Origin of the sequence: Streptomyces sp. NPDC126503 (assembly GCF_040302405.1) — a bacterium.
Classification (GTDB): Bacteria; Actinomycetota; Actinomycetes; order Streptomycetales; family Streptomycetaceae; genus Streptomyces; species Streptomyces gulbargensis.
The window spans coordinates 79,949-97,481 of the sequence record NZ_JBEORS010000002.1 but is presented as its reverse complement, the minus strand read 5'-3'; the positions used below and the strand labels follow the sequence as shown (position 1 = coordinate 97,481).

The following is a 17,533-nucleotide window of genomic DNA, read 5'->3' as shown; positions in this document are numbered from 1 at the left end:
ATCGAGTTCCGTGTCTGTCGTACGCGTGGGGCCGTACGGGTGCGGTCGTACGGGATCCGTACGGGGTGCTGACGGGTTCGGTCGTCCAGGTCCTGCGGGTCGTGCGAGTCGTGCGGGTCCTCGGTCCCGCGGGTCCTGGCGCCTCTTCGGGGGCTGCCGGCCTTGCGGGTCCTGTGGGGTTCTGCGGGTTCCGCGGGGCTCTGTGGGTCCTGCGGATCGTGTCGGTTCCGCCGGTCGTCCTGCGCCTGCGGGGTCCGGCGGGTCCGTGGGCCGTGCCGCGCCGAGCGAGGCCGGGCCGGACGCCGCGCCGGTGGTGCGGGCGGGGACGGGTGAGCCGTCTGCCCGCGCCTTACGCCGCGGTGGCGAGCGCCGACCGCGTCAACGCGGCGGGGTCGTTCGCGACGGGACCGGCCTTCGGCACGCGGCGGACGGAGGGCGAGGCGCCGTGGGCCTCGGCCCGGATGCGCTGCTTGATCGTGGGCGGCAGGGACCGCACGGCGACCGGCGCCCACCGGTGTGTCCGCTGTGCCGGTACGGAGGCCCGGGCCTGCTCACGCGTCGGCTCGACGGCCGCGGCGGCGCCGGCCGGCTCCTCGGGCTGCCGGACGGCGGGCTGCCGCGCGGCGGTGGCGGTGTTCGCCAGGCCGACGGACGCGAGCAGGGCGAAGAGGACGGAGATGAAGGCGGTCCAGAACTGCTTGACCTTGGCGGTGGCCATGACCCCTCACTTTCGTGACGTTCCCGGATGGTGCAGTACGAGTTGCGCGCTTTACATACCTTTCTCATGATGTGTACGCACTCCGGGATTCCGGGGAGCGACGCCGTGCCCGCGCAGTTCTTCCGATGAACACCACCCGTCCGGCTCAGTGCGCGCCGGACAGCCTCGCGTGTGCGCGCGTCCCCTCCTCCACGCGGGTGCGCTCCGCCCAGCGCGCGGCGGGCCCGGTCGCCACCCCCGCGACCAGGAAGACCGCGCCCAGGAGCAGCCAGCCGGGCGTGCCCCACCCGATGAGCAGGGTGGTGACGAGGAGTGGCCCGAGGGTGCGGGCGACGGGGACACCGGTGCCGTAGAAGCCCTGGTACTGGCCGATGCGCGCGGCGGGCGCGAGGGAGAAGCCGAGCTGCCAGGAACCCGCCGAGTGCCGCATCTCGGCGAGGACCTGCAGGAGCGCGCCCAGGACGAGGACGGCGAGGGCCGTGCCCGCGCCGAGTCCCGGAAGGGCCGACAGGGCGAAGACCGCGCAGGAGGCGAGCATCACGGCTCCCGCGCCGCGCACCGCGCGCGTGGCGGTGGCCAGGCCGGTGACCGAGCGGGCGGCCCGGACCTGGAGGAACGTCACGGCGCCGGTGTTGAGCACGAACAGGGCCGAGACCGTCCAGCCCGGGGCCGCGGTCCGTTCGGTGATCCACAGCGGGAGGGCGAGGCTGAGCAGCGGCAGCCGCAGCAGCATCAGGGCGTTGAGCAGGGTGAGCAGGGCGTACGGCCGGTCTCGGAGGACCGCGAGCCGGGGCGCTCCGTCGGCCGGAACCGGCGCCGGCGGCACCTCGGGGAGCCGGCTCAGGACGAGGGCGCAGAGCAGGAACCCGGCGGCGTCGAGCGCGAACACAGCGCGGTAGGCGGTGGCCGTCCCGGCGTGCAGGGCGAGTCCGCCGAGCGCGGCGCCGACGGCGAGACCCGCGTTCAGCGCGGCCTGGAGCCGGGCCAGGACGGCCGTCCGGGCGGCCGGCTCCACGAGGCCGGCGAGGAGGGCCTGGCGGGCGGCGGCGAGGCCGCTCTGCGCGGTGGCGTAGAGGGTGGCCGCCAGGAGGAAGGGGACGAAGGAGCCGAGAAGGAGGAAGGCGGCGACGGCCGCCGCGGTGGTCAGGGCGAGCAGGACGGCGGTGCCGCGCGGGCCGCGCCGGTCGGCGAGGTGCCCGAGCGGCACTCCGGCGACCGAGCCGACCGCCCAGGCGACGGCGAGACCGGCGCCGATCTGGGGCGCGGAGAGGCCGACGACCCGGGTGAAGTAGAGCGCCGAGGAGACGTAGAAGGCGCCGTCCCCGACGGAGTTGGCGAGCTGGGCCGTGAGCAGGGCGCGGGGTGCCCGCGCGGTCCGCGTGAAGGGGTGCGTCATGGACACGACGCTAGGACCGGTTGGCCCACCGTTCCTGGTCCATTGATCCCTCACTGCTCTGGGCCAATCCAGAGGTCATGGAAGGTTCCCGCACCCTCGCCCCCTCGGTCCGGCCGGGAGATGGCGGAGAACCGCCTTACCGCCCCGGGGGAATCGTTGCGATCATGAACACGACCACAGGATCTCCACAGCTCGTCCCCATAACGTGACGATCTGGACCTCTCACGCTTTCAGTGCGGATGCAAACACTTCACCCGGCGATACCGGCCGTCGCGAAGGCCGGGGCGGACGGGAGGGGTCGGGTCCCGCGGGCGGCCCGGAGCCGGACGGAGGACGCCTGCACGGCGGGGAACACGTTCTCCCGGAATCCGTGAGCGCACGAACGCGAGGCGGACGCTCGCCGGCGAGCTGCCCCGGCGACCGGGTCCCGGGCCACTCGCCCACCGGGGCCACAACCCTCCCGGACGGACCCGCCCCACATGCAGAACACCCCCTCGTACCGCGCGTTTCCGCAGGTAAGAAGGGGTGTACGGGGTGGAGCCTAGGGGAGTCGAACCCCTGACATCTGCCATGCAAAGACAGCGCTCTACCAACTGAGCTAAGGCCCCGGAACGAGAACAGCGTACCGGGTCACCCCCCATGCCCGGCAAAAGGATTGGGACTCCCGGTGGACGACCACGCTCCGTAAGATGCTGTTCAAGGTTCGCAGTGGCGAACCGCAGGGATGGGGAGAAGGAATGGACGCAGCGCAGCAGGAAGCCACGGCCAGAGCCAGGGAGCTTCAGCGCAGTTGGTACGGAGAGCCGCTGGGGGCGCTCTTCCGCCGCCTGATCGACGACCTCGGGCTCAATCAGGCCCGGCTCGCGGCCGTGCTCGGGCTCTCCGCGCCCATGCTCTCCCAGCTGATGAGCGGCCAGCGCGCGAAGATCGGGAACCCGGCCGTGGTCCAGCGCGTCCAGGCCCTCCAGGAGCTCGCGGTCCAGGTCGCCGACGGCAGTGTCAGCGCCGCCGAGGCCACCGACCGCATGGAGGAGATCAAGAAGTCGCAGGGCGGCTCCGTCCTCACCGGCACCGGGCAGACCACCACCGCCTCCGGCGCCCCCACCGTGCGCCGGGTGGTCCGCGAGATCCAGTCGCTGCTGCGGTCGGTCGCCGCCGCGGGCGACATCCTGGACGCCGCCGACTCCCTCGCCCCGGCCCACCCGGAACTGGCAGAGTTCCTCCGGGTCTACGGAGCCGGGCGCACCGCCGACGCGGTCGCCCACTACGAGTCGCACCAGAACTGACGCGGGGCCGGCGGTCCGCCGGCCCGACGGGAAGACGGAACGGGGAGCGGGCGCAGCACGATGGGTGAGGTCTTCGCTGGTCGGTACGAGCTGATCGATCCGATCGGCCGGGGCGGGGCCGGTGCGGTGTGGCGCGCCTGGGACCACCGGCGGCGGCGCTACGTGGCGGCCAAGGTGCTCCTGCAGAGCGACGCGCACACGCTGCTCCGCTTCGTCCGGGAGCAGGCGCTGCGGATCGACCATCCGCACGTGCTCGCCCCCGCCAGCTGGGCCGCCGACGACGACAAGGTCCTGTTCACCATGGACCTGGTCGCCGGCGGCTCGCTCGCCCACGTCATCGGGGACTACGGCCCGCTGCCGCCCCGGTTCGTCTGCGCCCTGCTCGACCAGCTGCTGTCCGGCCTGGCCGCGGTCCACGCGGAGGGCGTCGTCCACCGGGACATCAAACCGGCCAACATCCTCATGGAGGCGACCGGCACCGGGCGCCCGCACCTGCGGCTGTCCGACTTCGGCATCTCCATGCGCAAGGGCGAACCGCGGCTCACCGAGACCAACTACGTGGTGGGCACCCCCGGTTACTTCGCGCCCGAACAACTCCTCGGCGCCGAACCCGACTTCCCCGCCGACCTCTTCGCCGTCGGCCTGGTCGCGCTCTATCTGCTGCAGGGCCGCAGACCGGACTCCCAGGCGCTCGTCGAGCACTATCTCGCCCACGGCACCCCGAGCGCCCCCGAGGGCGTCCCCGAGCCGCTCTGGCAGGTGCTCGCCGGGCTGCTCCAGCCGGATCCCCAGGCCCGCTTCCGGACGGCCACGGGTGCGCGGAAGGCCCTGAGCGCCGCCGTCGAGCTGCTGCCCGCGCCGAGCCCCGGCGAGGAGCCGGTCGAGATCTTCGACCAGCTCGGCCCGCTGCCGGCCGGCTTCGGTCCCGGAGGTCCCACCAGGGGCCCGTCCGGTGACCCGCGCGCCAACCCGGCCGGTGCCCCGGCCCCCGCCGCCACCGGCGCCCCCACGGCCGCGCCGTCCGCCGCCGGAGCCGTACCGCCCCCGCCTCCCACTCCCCCTCCGGCTGCCGCCGCCCCCTCGGTGGGACCGGCGCCCGCCCCTCAGCCGCCGTACCGGCCGTATCCGTACCCGTCGGCTCCGGCACCGGCCCCCGCACAGCTGTCGGGGCCGTCCGAGACGGGCAGCTTCCATCTGCCTCCGCCGGTCCCCCACCCGGCGCCCTCCTTCGACCGGGCCCCCACGGCCGCCGTACTCCAGGGCCCGCCCACCGCGCCGACCGCGCCCGCCGGCCCCGTACGGCGACCGGGACCGCCCCCGAAGGTGGCCGTCCCGGTGCTCCTGCTCGCGCTGGTGTCGCTCGCGGTCGGATTCTGGGCCCTGACCCAGGTCTGAGGGTGAAGCCCGGGCGCCTCCGGTGACCGGGAAGCCCCTGGCTCCCCACCGGCCGCTGCCGGGCGCCCCCGGCCGTCCGCGCGGGCTCCGGCTCCCGGAGCCTAGGCCGCCCTGCGGCGGGCCACGAGGGTCCACGCCCCGAGCCCGAGCAGCAGCACCGTCCCGGTGCCGAGGCCGGCCGCGGCGACGGCCTTCATGGTGCCGTTCGACGCCGCCGTCGCCCCGCTCGCGCCGCTGGCCGCCGCCTCGCGGTCGTCGGCGGTCACCGCGAAGATCCCCGGATCGGCGTCGTAGGCGGGCGCGGGGCGGGCGTTTCCGGTCACGTTGACGCGCAGGGTGAGCGGAACCGGCCCGTCGCCATAAGCGGCGGCCACCTCGGGGCTGAGGGTGGCCGTCAGGTAGTACCAGCCGGCGAACCGCATGCCGCTGGTGGCGTTCTCGTACGAACCGCGGTTCTCGTGGGCCACCGGCCGCAACGGGTCGAGCTCCAGCGTGCTCGGCTCGCCGTCGTAGCTGATCGTCTCCATCTGGACGAACCCGAGGGCCGGGTTGTCCAGCGCGAGCGTCAGCGCGTTGCTCACCGAGTCGTCGGCCTTGGTGCTGCTGCCCAGCTCGGCGGTGGCGAACAGCTGCTGCCCCCAGTCGACGGGCACCCGGTAGAACAGCGTCTGACCGGGCCTGATGTCGGCCCGCCACTCGCCCTCGCGCAGCGAGACGGCCTCGTGGAAGCCTGCGCCGCCCTGCCGCCTCTGCTGGCCGCCGCCCGGCGGCGCGGGCGTCGCCGAGGGCCAGACCTCCGGCAGCGCGGTCGGCCCGGTCTTCTTCAGGAGCGGCTCCGTCACGTGCCGCAGCTCCAGCTCCCAGTCGTCCTGCGCGGAGCCCGCGGCCGACTCGCGCTCGACGAGCACGTAGTGGGCGCCTGCGGACTGGCAGCTGGTGACGTCCTTCCCCAGCACGCGCCGGGCGTACGCGGCGAGCGGCCGGGCGTACTCACCGGACCCGAAGTCCGCCTCCTGGTAGCCGCATTCGCTGCCGGAGCCGTCCTGGATGGTGATCTTGACCCCGTCGCCGTACTCCACCGTGCCGCCGGGCTTCGGCACGGCGACCACCGAGACGTACGAGTTCCGCTCGGTGCCGAGGTCGAGACGGTAGTAGACCTTGCCGTCCTTCCGGAGGGTGTCGCGGTACGTCCGCCCCGGCTGCAGGACCTTCGCGTCCAGGCTGGAGGCCGCGCCCTGGATCCGCTCGGCCGTGCCGTCGAAGGCGTACGGCGGGACGGCGGCCGCGCCGTTCCCCTCGGCGGCCGTCGCCGCGGCGGGCAGGCACGTCACCAGGGCCGTCGCCGCGAGCGCCGCGGCCAGACCACCGGTCCTGCTCCGGGCCCCGGCCCGCGCCCCCGTCTGCGTCCTCACGCGCTTCTCCTCGTCCGTCTCCGTCATGTCTCACCGCCCGCGGCGCCCCGCCCGGAAGGCGGAGACCAGGGGCGGCCGTGGCGCCGGTCCATCCTGCCCCGGCCGTGGCGGGGCTGTCCGCCCGCGTCCCGTCACGGTCCGGGAACAGCGAAACCCCGGCGGCGCTCACGCGCGGCCGGGGCCTCACCCACAGAGTGTGTGCGTCTGTGTCCCTCAGACACCGGAACCTGCGGGCACGGAGTCGGTCGCCTCCGTCCACAGATCCTGCTCGGCGCGATCCGCCTGGATCTGGCGGTACACGAGGAGCCCGCCGATGGCGGCCAGTGCGACCAGGAGAAGCTTCTTCACCGCGCGACCTCGTCTTTCGTTGACGTAGGAGACTTCTGACGCCCACTCTACACATCGACCGATACCGATCGGTGACCTGCGGGGCCTTCGCGCCCGCGCTTCAAACCCCGCTCAAACAGATCGACCCGGACGGAGGAACCGTCCGGGTCGATCTGAACTGTGGGGCTAACAGGATTTGAACCTGTGGCCTCATCCTTATCAGGGATGCGCTCTAACCAACTGAGCTATAGCCCCGCCGCGCTCTGCGGTGTATGTCCCGCGCGCTGACTCCTGAAGATTAGCGCACGTGGGGGCCAGTCCCAAAATCCGTTCCCGGACGGCCCCCGCGGGCGTCACTCGTCCTCGGCCAGCGTCAGTTCCACACCGCCGACGAATCCGGCGGACAGGTTGTAGATGAACGCTCCCAGCGTCGCCAGGGCGGTCATCAGGACCACGTCGATCACCGCGATCACCGAGGTGAACATCAGCACCCTCGGCAGCGACAGGAAGGACTGCAGGTCGAAGCCGTTGGACTCGTTGGAGCCCGTGGCCTCGCTGATCGTCCCGCCGACGGTCGAGAAGACGCCCATGGCGTCCATGACCATCCACAGCACCGCCGCGGCCACGACCGTGCAGATGCCGAGCGCGATGGAGAGCAGGAAGCTCACCTTCATCACCGACCACGGGTCGGCCTTGGCCACCCGCAGCCGCGCCTTGCGCGTCCGCGGCGTGGTGCGCGCGCCCGTGCGCGGCACCCGGACCGCCGCCGTACCCGACGCCGGGGCGCCGTACGCCTGCGGCGGGTGGTAGGGCCCGCCCGACTGGCCCGACTGCGGGCGCTCGCCGGGCAGCGGCCCGCTGTAGGTCTCGTACGGGGGCTGCTGCCCCCGGGTGTCCGTCACCGCAACCCCCTGGGAGTCCGTGGCGGAGCCACGGGCACCGTTCGCTCCGGCACCAGCAGAAGCTCCGGCGGCCGCCGATCCGGCGCCCGTGGCTCCACTCACGCTCTACTCCTCGTGCTCCCCGGCCGAGGGCTCCGCGCCCTCGCCCGACCCGGCCTCGGCCACCTCAGCGGCGGTCTCGGCGTCGACAGTGTTCTCGACGTACTCGTCCTCGCTGCCGGCCTCGGCGTTCCGTGCGATGCCGACGACGGCATCGCGCTTGCCCAGGTTGATCAGCTGGACGCCCATGGTGTCACGGCCGGTCTCCCTGACTTCGTTGACTCGCGTACGAATCACACCGCCGGACAGCGTGATGGCGAGGATCTCGTCCGTCTCCTCCACCACCAGCGCGCCCACGAGCGAGCCGCGGTCCTCGACGATCTTGGCAGCCTTGATGCCGAGACCGCCACGTCCCTGGACGCGGTACTCGTCGACGGCGGTGCGCTTGGCGTAGCCGCCGTCGGTCGCGGTGAAGACGAACGTACCGGGCCGGACGACATTCATCGAGAGCAGCTCGTCGTCCTCGCGGAAACTCATCCCCTTGACGCCGGACGTGGCTCGTCCCATCGGACGCAGGGCGTCGTCCGTCGCGGTGAACCGGATCGACTGCGCCTTCTTCGAGATCAGCAGCAGATCGTCCTCGGCCGACACCAGTTCGGCGCCGATCAGCTCGTCGTCGCTGCCGTCCTCGCGCTCGCGCAGGTTGATCGCGATGACACCGCCGGAACGCGGCGAGTCGTAGTCCTTCAGCGCGCTCTTCTTCACCAGGCCGGCCTTGGTCGCGAGCACCAGGTACGGCGCGGCCTCGTAGTCGCGGATCGCCAGGATCTGGGCGATCTGCTCGTCCGGCTGGAAGGCCAGCAGGTTCGCGACGTGCTGGCCGCGCGCGTCGCGGCCGGCGTCCGGCAGCTCGTACGCCTTGGCCCGGTAGACCCGGCCCTTGTTGGTGAAGAACAGCAGCCAGTTGTGGGTCGTGGTGACGAAGAAGTGGTCGACGATGTCGTCCTGCTTCAGCTTCGTGCCGCGCACGCCCTTGCCGCCGCGCTTCTGCGAGCGGTAGTCCTCGGTCTTCGTCCGCTTGACGTAGCCGCCACGCGTGATCGTGACGACGATGTCCTCCTCGGCGATCAGGTCCTCGATGGACATGTCACCGTCGAACGGCACCAGCTTGGAGCGGCGGTCGTCACCGAACTTGTCGACCAGCGCCGCCAGCTCCTCGCTGACGATGCCGCGCTGCTTCTCCGGCGAGGCCAGGATCGCGTTGTACTCGTCGATCTTCGCCTGGAGCTCGTCGTGCTCGGCGACGATCTTCTGGCGCTCCAGGGCGGCGAGCCGGCGGAGCTGCATCTCCAGGATGGCGTTGGCCTGGATCTCGTCGATCTGCAGCAGGCCCATGAGGCCCTCACGGGCCACGTCGACCGTGTCGCTGCGCCGGATGAGGGCGATGACCTCGTCGATGGCGTCCAGGGCCTTCAGCAGGCCGCGCAGGATGTGGGCGCGCTCCTCGGCCTTGCGCAGCCGGAAGCGGGTCCGGCGCACGATGACCTCGATCTGGTGCGTCACCCAGTGGCGGATGAACGCGTCGAGGGAGAGGGTGCGCGGCACGCCGTCGACCAGCGCCAGCATGTTGGCGCCGAAGTTGGTCTGGAGGTCGGTGTGCTTGTACAGGTTGTTGAGGACGACCTTGGCCACGGCGTCGCGCTTGAGCACGATGACCAGGCGCTGGCCGGTCCGGGACGAGGTCTCGTCGCGGACGTCGGCGATGCCGCCGATCTTGCCGTCCTTCACCAGGTCGGCGATCTTCTGCGCGAGGTTGTCCGGGTTGACCTGGTAGGGCAGCTCCGTGACCACCAGGCACTGGCGGTTCTGGATCTCCTCGACCTCGACCACGGCGCGCATGGTGATGGAGCCGCGGCCGGTCCGGTACGCCTCTTCGATGCCCTTGCGGCCGACGACGAGCGCGCCGGTGGGGAAGTCGGGGCCCTTGATCCGCTCGATGAGCGCGTCGAGGAGCTCCTCGTGGGAGGCCTCGGGGTGGGCCAGGTACCACTGGGCGCCGTCCGCGACCTCGCGCAGGTTGTGCGGCGGGATGTTGGTGGCCATGCCGACGGCGATACCGGCGGAGCCGTTGACCAGCAGGTTCGGGAACCTGGCCGGCAGGACGGTCGGCTCCTGGTTGCGGCCGTCGTAGTTGTCCTGGAAGTCGACGGTCTCCTCGTCGATGTCCCGGACCATCTCCATCGACAGCGGCGCCATCTTGCACTCGGTGTAGCGCATGGCCGCGGCCGGGTCGTTGCCCGGCGAACCGAAGTTGCCGTTGGAGTCGACGAGCGGCATCCGCATCGACCAGTGCTGGGCGAGGCGGACGAGCGCGTCGTAGATCGAGGTGTCGCCGTGCGGGTGGTACGTACCCATGACGTCACCGACGACGCGGGCGCACTTGTAGAAGCCCTTCTCGGGCCGGTAGCCGCCGTCGTACATCGCGTAGAGCACGCGCCGGTGGACGGGCTTGAGGCCGTCCCGTACGTCGGGCAGCGCGCGGGACACGATGACGGACATCGCGTAGTCGAGGTACGAGCGCTGCATCTCGGTCTCGAGCCCCACGGGCTCCACGCGCATGCCCACGCCCGGAACCGTCGGTTCCTCTTCAGGCATCACAGGGGTGTTCTCGTCGGCCATTGCTGGTCTTCAGTCCTTTCGTACGGTCAGCTGAGACCGACTCAGATGTCGAGGAAGCGAACGTCCTTGGCGTTGCGCTGGATGAACGAGCGCCGGGCCTCCACGTCCTCGCCCATCAGCACCGAAAACAGGTCGTCGGCCTGGGCGGCGTCGTCGAGGGTGACCTGGCCGAGCACGCGGTGGTCCTGGTCCATGGTGGTGATCCGCAGCTCCTCGGCGTTCATCTCGCCGAGACCCTTGAAGCGCTGGATCGAGTCCTCGCGGATCCGCTTGCCGTTCTGCTTGCCGAGCTCGACGAGCGCGTCCCGCTCCCGGTCCGAGTAGGCGTACTCGAAGTCGTCGCGGCCCCACTTGATCTTGTAGAGCGGCGGGCGGGAGAGGTAGACGTGGCCGGCCTCGACCAGGGGGCGCATGAAGCGGAAGAGGAAGGTCAGCAGGAGGGTGTTGATGTGCTGGCCGTCGACGTCGGCGTCCGCCATCAGGATGATCTTGTGATAGCGGAGCTTCTCGATGTCGAAGTCCTCGTGGACTCCGGTGCCGAAGGCCGAGATCAGCGCCTGGACCTCGGTGTTCTGCAGGATCTTGTCGATCCGGGCCTTCTCGACGTTCAGGATCTTGCCGCGGATCGGCAGGATGGCCTGGTACATCGGGTTACGGCCGGACTTCGCGGAGCCGCCGGCGGAGTCACCCTCGACGATGAAGATCTCGCACTTGGTGGGGTCGTTCGACTGGCAGTCGGACAGCTTGCCCGGCAGCGACGCCGACTCCAGGAGACCCTTGCGTCGGGTCAGGTCGCGGGCCTTGCGCGCGGCCACGCGCGCGGTGGCGGCCTGGATGCCCTTGCGGATGATGTCCGCGGCCTCGTTCGGGTTCCGGTCGAACCAGTCGGTGAGGTGCTCGAAGACGACCTTCTGCACGAAGGTCTTCGCCTCCGTGTTGCCGAGCTTGGTCTTCGTCTGGCCCTCGAACTGCGGCTCGCCGATCTTGACCGAGATGATCGCGGTCAGACCCTCGCGGATGTCGTCACCCGTGAGGTTGTCGTCCTTCTCGCGGAGCAGCTTCTTCTCGCGCGCGTACTTGTTGACGAGGGTCGTCAGCGCGGCGCGGAAGCCCTCCTCGTGCGTACCGCCCTCATGGGTGTGGATCGTGTTCGCGAACGAGTACACACCCTCGCTGTACGACGAGTTCCACTGCATCGCGATCTCGACCGAGAGCAGACGCTCCTTGTCCTCGGCCTCGATGTCGATGACGGTCGGGTGGATCAGGTCGCCCTTGCGCGAATTGAGGTACTTCACGAAGTCGACGATGCCGCCCTCGTAGTGGTACTTCACGGTGCGGGCGGCGGGCTCGGCGGCGGCCTCGGAGTCCGGGTCGTCGGCGCCGACGGTGGCCTTCGCGGACTCCCGCTCGTCGGTGAGCGTGATCGTCAGGCCCTTGTTGAGGAAGGCCATCTCCTGGAAACGGCGCGAGAGCGTCTCGAAGGAGTACTCGGTCGTCTCGAAGATGTCCGGGTCGGCCCAGAAGGTGACCGACGTGCCGGTCTCCTCGGTCGCCTCGTGCTGGGCGAGGGGCGCGGTCGGGGCGCCCATCTTGTAGTCCTGCGTCCAGCGGTGGCCGTCGGTCCTCACCTCGACGGCGACCTTGGTGGACAGGGCGTTCACGACGGAGACGCCCACGCCGTGCAGACCGCCGGAGACCGCGTAGCCGCCGCCCCCGAACTTGCCGCCCGCGTGCAGCACGGTCAGCACGACCTCGAGGGCCGGCTTGCCCTCGGACTCGACGATGCCGACGGGGATGCCGCGGCCGTTGTCGACGACGCGGACGCCGCCGTCGGCGAGGATCGTGACGTCGATGGTGTCCGCGTGCCCGGCCAGGGCTTCGTCGACCGAGTTGTCGACGACCTCCTGCACCATGTGGTGCAGACCGCGCTCACCGGTCGAGCCGATGTACATGCCAGGGCGCTTGCGCACCGCATCCAGACCCTCGAGTACCTGGATGTTGCTGGCGGTGTACTGGTTGTTCTCGTTGGGGTTGCCGGAATCGGCCACGAAGCGCCCTTTCTGGCACAGCACAGGCCGTCTCCGGGCATACGGGAGCGGCTGCGTCGTTCGACATGTTCCGCGGGGTGGCGGGATTGTCTCCCAGTCTACCGGTAGCGCCGACAGTCATGGGGGTTTGCCGGTACCTGAATGCTCATGTGCCGCCCTGCGCGGACCCGAGACGACTCCCCATATCCGGATAGGGGCTCCAGGGCCCCCTGACGGCCACCTAGCGCTTCGAGCCGTGACCGGTTGTGGGCAACCGTTCGCCGGGGGTGCGAGAGGGTGCCGATCGCGGTCCGGCGTCGTGGGCGTACGTGGCGCCGGAGCGGAACGGGTGGGCACGGCATCCCGGGCGACGGCGCCCCTCTGTAGGACCCGTGGCACGGGGTCCCGGTTCCGCGCGACGGCGCCCGGACGGGACCGGGTCCTGCTTCCCGGGACCGGCCCGCGTCACGGGGCCCGCACACACAGGCGGCCGGTGGAAGCCCCGTACAAGCAGGGCCGTGGGAGCCCCCCCGTACGGGAAGGCGATGTACGAGCGGGGGCGCCGTACGGGAAGACTCCGGCTCCCTACCCGTACGTGTCCCCCGGACCCACCGACCCCGGCGCCCGCAGCGGCCCGTACCCCCGGCGCGGCCCGCCCGGCCCCAGCACCTTGATCATCCGGACCGTCCCGTGCCCCAGGTCCTCGTTCAGCCGGGCGACCAGCGTCGGCGCGAGCAGCCGCAGCTGCGTCGCCCAGGCCGTCGAGTCGCACTGCACGGTCAGCACGCGCGCGTCCGGCTCCTCCTCGTACCGCAGGGGTACGCAGTGCTTGGCCAGGTCCTCGCCGACGATCTGGGGCCAGCGGCCCATGACCCCGCCGACCGCCGCCGGGGTCTCCCAGCCGCGCTCGGTGATCAGCCGGTTGATCGCGGCGCCGAGCGCCAGGGGGTCGCGTCCGTCGGCGCGCGCGCCGGAGCGCAGGCCGCCTCCGCGCCGCGCCTGCTTCTTCTGCTGCGCCGCCGCGCCCCGAGCGCGCGCCTGCTCCTTCGCGGCGCGCAGCGCGACCCGGGCGAGATCCACACCCGAGGGCTCCGGCGCCGCCGACTTGTCCACAGCCTGTGGGAGAGTTTCGTCGCTCATACCCGCTCCACTGTTCCTCCGGTCACCGCGTACCGGGCCCCGGCGAGGACCTCCGGTACGTCGTCGTCCACCGCGGCGGTCACCAGGACCTGCTCGCCGTGGGCCACCAGCTCCGCCAGGCGCTCGCGCCGGCGGGCGTCCAGCTCGGCGAAGACGTCGTCGAGGACGAGGACCGGCTCGTTGCCCTCCGCGCGCAGCAGGTCGTACGAGGCGAGGCGGAGCGCCAGCGCGTACGACCAGGACTCGCCGTGACTGGCGTACCCCTTCGCGGGCAGGTCGCCGAGCTTGAGCAGCAGCTCGTCCCGGTGCGGTCCGACGAGGGTGACGCCCCGCTCGATCTCCTGCTTGCGGACGTCGGCGAGGACGGCGAGCAGCTGGGTGTACAGCTCCTCCCGGCTCTGTCCGGGGCCCGGCGCGGAGGAACGGTACTCCAGCAGGACCGGCCCGCCCCCGGGCGCGAGCTGCTCGTACGCCTTGTCCGCGAGCGGCTGCAGGGTGTGGACGAGGTCCAGGCGCTGGGCGAGCAGCTCGGCCCCGGCCCGCGCCAGGTGCTGGTCCCAGACGTCGAGGGTGGACAGGTCCATGCCCCGGCCGCCGTGGCGCCGGGCCATCGCCGCCGACTTCAGCAGGGTGTTGCGCTGCTTGAGCACCCGCTCGTAGTCGGAGCGCACGCCCGCCATGCGCGGCGCGCGCGCCGTGATCAGCTCGTCGAGGAAGCGCCGGCGCTCGCCGGGGTCGCCCTTCACCAGGGCGAGGTCCTCCGGCGCGAAGAGCACGGTCCGCACGATCCCGACCACGTCCCGCGGTTTGACCTGCGAGGACCTGTTGATGCGGGCACGGTTGGCACGGCCCGGGTTGAGTTCCAGCTCGATCAGCTGGGAGCGCTCGCCCTGGGTGACGGCGGCGCGGATGACCGCCCGCTCGGCGCCCATGCGGACGAGCGGCGCGTCGGAGGCGACCCGGTGACTGCCGAGGGTGGCGAGGTAGCCGACGGCCTCGACCAGGTTGGTCTTGCCCTGACCGTTGGCACCCACGAACGCGGTGACGCCCGGGTCGAGCGGGACCTCGACCCGGGCGTACGAGCGGAAGTCGGCCAGCGAGAGATGCGTGACGTGCATGGTGGGCGCCGACCTTCCCCCGGCGGGCTGTGCACCGCGGGGTGCACAACCTGTGGATTACTTCTTCGTCTCGACCGCGTGACCGCCGAACTGGTTGCGCAGCGCGGCGATCATCTTCATCTGCGGCGAGTCGTCCTGGCGGGAGGCGAACCGCGCGAACAGGGACGCGGTGATCGCCGGCAGCGGGACCGCGTTGTCGATGGCGGCCTCGACCGTCCACCGGCCCTCGCCGGAGTCCGACGCGTAGCCGCGGAGCTTCTCCAGGTGCTCGTCCTCGTCCAGCGCGTTCACGGCCAGGTCGAGCAGCCAGGAACGGATGACCGTGCCCTCCTGCCAGGAGCGGAAGACCTCGCGGACGTCGGTGACCGAGTCGACCTTCTCCAGGAGCTCCCAGCCCTCGGCGTAGGCCTGCATCATCGCGTACTCGATGCCGTTGTGGACCATCTTCGCGAAGTGCCCGGCACCCACCTTGCCCGCGTGGACCGAGCCGAACTCGCCTTCGGGCTTGAGGGCGTCGAAGATGGGCTGGACCTTCGCCACGTGCTCGGCGTCGCCGCCGTACATCAGCGCGTAGCCGTTCTCCAGGCCCCAGACGCCACCGGACACGCCGCAGTCGACGAAGCCGATGCCCTTGGCGGCGAGCTCCCCCGCGTGCTTCTCGTCATCCGTCCAGCGCGAGTTGCCGCCGTCCACGACGATGTCGCCGGGGGAGAGCAGCTCCGCCAGCTCGTCGATCGTGGACTGGGTCGCCTGGCCGGCGGGGACCATGACCCACACGACACGCGGGCCCTTGAGCTTGCCCACCAGCGCTTCCAGGCTGGGGACGTCGGCGAGGTCCTGGTTGCGGTCGTATCCGATGACGGTGTGGCCTGCGCGGCGGATGCGCTCGCGCATGTTGCCGCCCATCTTGCCGAGACCGACGAGACCGAGCTCCATCAGAGATTCCTTAAGCGTCGTGTGCGGTTTTCCCGGGTCCGAGCCTACGCCCGGACCCGGGTGCACACCTGTGGGGTCAGCCGCTCAGTCGACCACCGGGCCGGGGCCCTCAGCCGGACAGCCGCACCGGCATGATCAGGTACTTGTAGGCCTCGTCCGCCTCGGCGTCCACGGCCGGCTTGCCGCTCAGCAGCGCGGGCTTGGTGGAGGTCGTGAAGGAGAGCTGGGCGACCGGGGAGTCGATCGCGCTGAGGCCGTCCAGGAGGAAGGTCGGGTTGAAGGCGATCGAGATGTCGTCGCCCTCCAGCTGGGCGTCGACCCTTTCCACAGCCTGTGCGTCGTCGCTGGAGCCGGCCTCCAGGATGAGCACGCCCTGCTCGAAGGTGAGCCGGACCGGGGTGTTGCGCTCGGCGACCAGGGCCACGCGCTTGACGGCCTCGACGAACGGGGCGGTCTCGATCACGGCGACCGAGTTGAACTCGGTCGGGAACAGCGTCCGGTACTTCGGCAGGTCGCCTTCGAGCAGGCGGGTGGTGGTGCGGCGGCCGGCGCCCTCGAAGCCGATGAGGCCCTCGCCCTTGCCGGAGCCGGAGAGCGCCAGGGTGACCGTGTCGCCGCTGGTGAGCGCCTTGGCGGTGTCCAGGAGCGTCTTCGCGGGCACCAGGGCGACGGCGGAGGCGTCGGGGGACTCCGGCTTCCACAGGAACTCGCGGACCGCGAAGCGGTAGCGGTCGGTGGAGGCCAGGGTGACCGTGTCGCCCTCGATCTCGATGCGGACACCGGTGAGGACGGGCAGCGTGTCGTCGCGGCCGGCGGCGATGGCCACCTGCGCGGCGGCGGAGGCGAAGACCTCGCCGGGGACCGTGCCGGTCGCGGTGGGCATCTCCGGCAGCGCCGGGTACTCCTCCACGGGCAGGGTGTGGAGGGTGAAGCGGGAGGAGCCGCAGACCACGGTGGCCCGCACGCCGTCGGTGGAGATCTCCACCGGGCGGTTGGGGAGGGCGCGGCAGATGTCGGCGAGCAGGCGGCCGGAGACGAGGACGGTGCCGTCCTCCTCGACCTCGGCCTCGACCGAGACCCGGGCGGAGACCTCGTAGTCGAAGCTGGAGAAGCTCAGGGCGCCGTCCTCGGCCTTCAGGAGAAGGCCCGCGAGGACGGGCGCCGGCGGACGGGCCGGGAGGCTGCGGGCCACCCAGGCCACCGCCTCCGCGAGTACATCGCGCTCCACCCGGATCTTCACCGGAACCGCCTCCTGCTTGTTGCTGGCTCGTCGACTGCGGGATCCAGTCTGACGTACGCCACGGACACTCGGTGCGGCTCGGGGTCAAGTCGCGTCGAGGGGCGGTCGGGGCTCCGGCGTCGAGTTGTGCACAGGTCCCACTTCGAAGCGGATTCCGGGCTAACTCTAAGTGGGAGTAGTAGTAGGGCCTGTGGAAACCGTGGATAACGTCGTCCGCGCAGGTCAGAGCCCGTTTTTTGTCCACCGTGCCTGTGGGTGGAGCCGGTGGACAACCTGGGGTCTCTGTGGACACCCGAAAGTTCTGCACACCCGATACACAGGCCACGGGGAGTTCTCCCCAATGCTGTCCCCAGCTTTCCCCCGGTTCCCCACAGCCCAAACGTCTCCTTCGGTGTGACGCCTTTCACTCGACGCGGTGAGGAGGGCACTTTTGTTGCCGAACAGTGGACAGGGGTGTGGAGAAGCTGTGGGCAACCACCGGCCCCCTGTGGGTGGCCGGTGGACAAGTCTTCGGGACCGCTGTGGACGAAAAATTCATCCACAGGCTGTGGAGAGTGGTTGCGCACAATTACACAGCCCGCTGACCTGGAGTGATGACCTGTCAGTAGGCCAGCCTGTGGACACCATCCGGATAACTCGACAGTCCCCACCCTGTGGACGGGAGATCATCCCCCAATCTGTGGAGAACCTGCCACCGGAACGGAGTAATCGAACAGCGGGGAACCACGGTGGGCAGCGCGAGGGCGTGCCGGAGAGGGACCGGGGGCGCGGCGAGGGCGTGAGAAGGCCTCGTGCGGCACGGGAAGGACGCGGGGCGGAGAACCCGTACGCGGGGCCGGCGGGGCGGGGACCCGGCGTGGGGAGGACACGACGAAGGGCGCCCCGGGAGCAGTCCCGGAGCGCCCTCCGTGCACCCCG

13 protein-coding genes and 2 tRNA genes are annotated in these 17,533 nt (G+C 71.3%); 2 read left to right on the top strand and 13 right to left on the bottom strand.

Going from position 1 to position 17,533, the window contains the following annotated elements:
- Positions 1-349: 349 nt before the first annotated feature.
- From ABTY40_RS03225 to ABTY40_RS03215, 3 genes are all read right to left on the bottom strand, one after another.
- On the bottom strand, positions 350-718 hold the full coding sequence (locus tag ABTY40_RS03225; protein WP_352057917.1) for a DUF6344 domain-containing protein: 369 nt from the start codon (positions 716-718) through the stop codon (positions 350-352).
- A 145-nt stretch (positions 719-863) separates the two neighbouring features.
- Positions 864-2,114, bottom strand: coding sequence for an MFS transporter (locus ABTY40_RS03220; protein WP_352057916.1), 1,251 nt, complete (start codon positions 2,112-2,114; stop codon positions 864-866).
- 535 nt (positions 2,115-2,649) lie between these two features.
- Positions 2,650-2,722, bottom strand: a tRNA-Ala gene (locus ABTY40_RS03215).
- Between the two features lie 129 nt (positions 2,723-2,851).
- Between ABTY40_RS03215 and ABTY40_RS03210 the strand changes: the two genes are divergently transcribed.
- Entirely contained in the window at positions 2,852-3,400 is a 549-nt protein-coding gene (locus tag ABTY40_RS03210) for a helix-turn-helix domain-containing protein (RefSeq protein ID WP_345280345.1), read from the top strand.
- 60 nt (positions 3,401-3,460) lie between these two features.
- On the top strand, positions 3,461-4,795 hold the full coding sequence (locus ABTY40_RS03205; protein ID WP_352057915.1) for a serine/threonine-protein kinase: 1,335 nt from the start codon (positions 3,461-3,463) through the stop codon (positions 4,793-4,795).
- A gap of 101 nt (positions 4,796-4,896) precedes the next feature.
- Here ABTY40_RS03205 and ABTY40_RS03200 read toward each other — a convergent pair whose 3' ends face one another.
- From ABTY40_RS03200 to dnaN, 10 genes are all read right to left on the bottom strand, one after another.
- On the bottom strand, positions 4,897-6,207 hold the full coding sequence (locus ABTY40_RS03200) for a hypothetical protein (RefSeq protein ID WP_352057914.1): 1,311 nt from the start codon (positions 6,205-6,207) through the stop codon (positions 4,897-4,899).
- 213 nt (positions 6,208-6,420) lie between these two features.
- Positions 6,421-6,555 (bottom strand): DLW-39 family protein, encoded by a 135-nt coding sequence (locus ABTY40_RS03195; RefSeq protein WP_003958712.1) that lies wholly within the window; start codon positions 6,553-6,555, stop codon positions 6,421-6,423.
- A gap of 160 nt (positions 6,556-6,715) precedes the next feature.
- Positions 6,716-6,789: transfer RNA gene (locus tag ABTY40_RS03190), tRNA-Ile, on the bottom strand.
- A gap of 98 nt (positions 6,790-6,887) precedes the next feature.
- Entirely contained in the window at positions 6,888-7,538 is a 651-nt protein-coding gene (locus tag ABTY40_RS03185) for a DUF3566 domain-containing protein (RefSeq protein ID WP_386333475.1), read from the bottom strand.
- A 3-nt stretch (positions 7,539-7,541) separates the two neighbouring features.
- A complete protein-coding gene (gene gyrA, locus ABTY40_RS03180) occupies positions 7,542-10,154 on the bottom strand; it encodes a DNA gyrase subunit A (protein ID WP_345280352.1) in 2,613 nt (870 codons plus the stop codon).
- Between the two features lie 41 nt (positions 10,155-10,195).
- On the bottom strand, positions 10,196-12,226 hold the full coding sequence (gyrB, locus tag ABTY40_RS03175; protein ID WP_352057913.1) for a DNA topoisomerase (ATP-hydrolyzing) subunit B: 2,031 nt from the start codon (positions 12,224-12,226) through the stop codon (positions 10,196-10,198).
- A 540-nt stretch (positions 12,227-12,766) separates the two neighbouring features.
- Positions 12,767-13,321: a DciA family protein gene (locus ABTY40_RS03170; RefSeq protein ID WP_345280356.1), complete on the bottom strand. Its 555-nt coding sequence runs from the start codon at positions 13,319-13,321 to the stop codon at positions 12,767-12,769.
- The gene (gene recF, locus ABTY40_RS03165) at positions 13,318-14,439 is read right to left on the bottom strand and encodes a DNA replication/repair protein RecF (protein WP_352057912.1); all 1,122 of its coding nucleotides are present in this window, start codon (positions 14,437-14,439) and stop codon (positions 13,318-13,320) included. The genes ABTY40_RS03170 and recF overlap by 4 nt, the downstream gene beginning before the upstream one ends.
- Positions 14,440-14,496: 57 nt before the next feature.
- On the bottom strand, positions 14,497-15,375 hold the full coding sequence (gnd, locus tag ABTY40_RS03160; protein WP_352057911.1) for a phosphogluconate dehydrogenase (NAD(+)-dependent, decarboxylating): 879 nt from the start codon (positions 15,373-15,375) through the stop codon (positions 14,497-14,499).
- Positions 15,376-15,484: 109 nt separating this feature from the next.
- Entirely contained in the window at positions 15,485-16,615 is a 1,131-nt protein-coding gene (dnaN, locus tag ABTY40_RS03155) for a DNA polymerase III subunit beta (RefSeq protein WP_309050553.1), read from the bottom strand.
- Between the last annotated feature and the right edge of the window lie 918 nt (positions 16,616-17,533).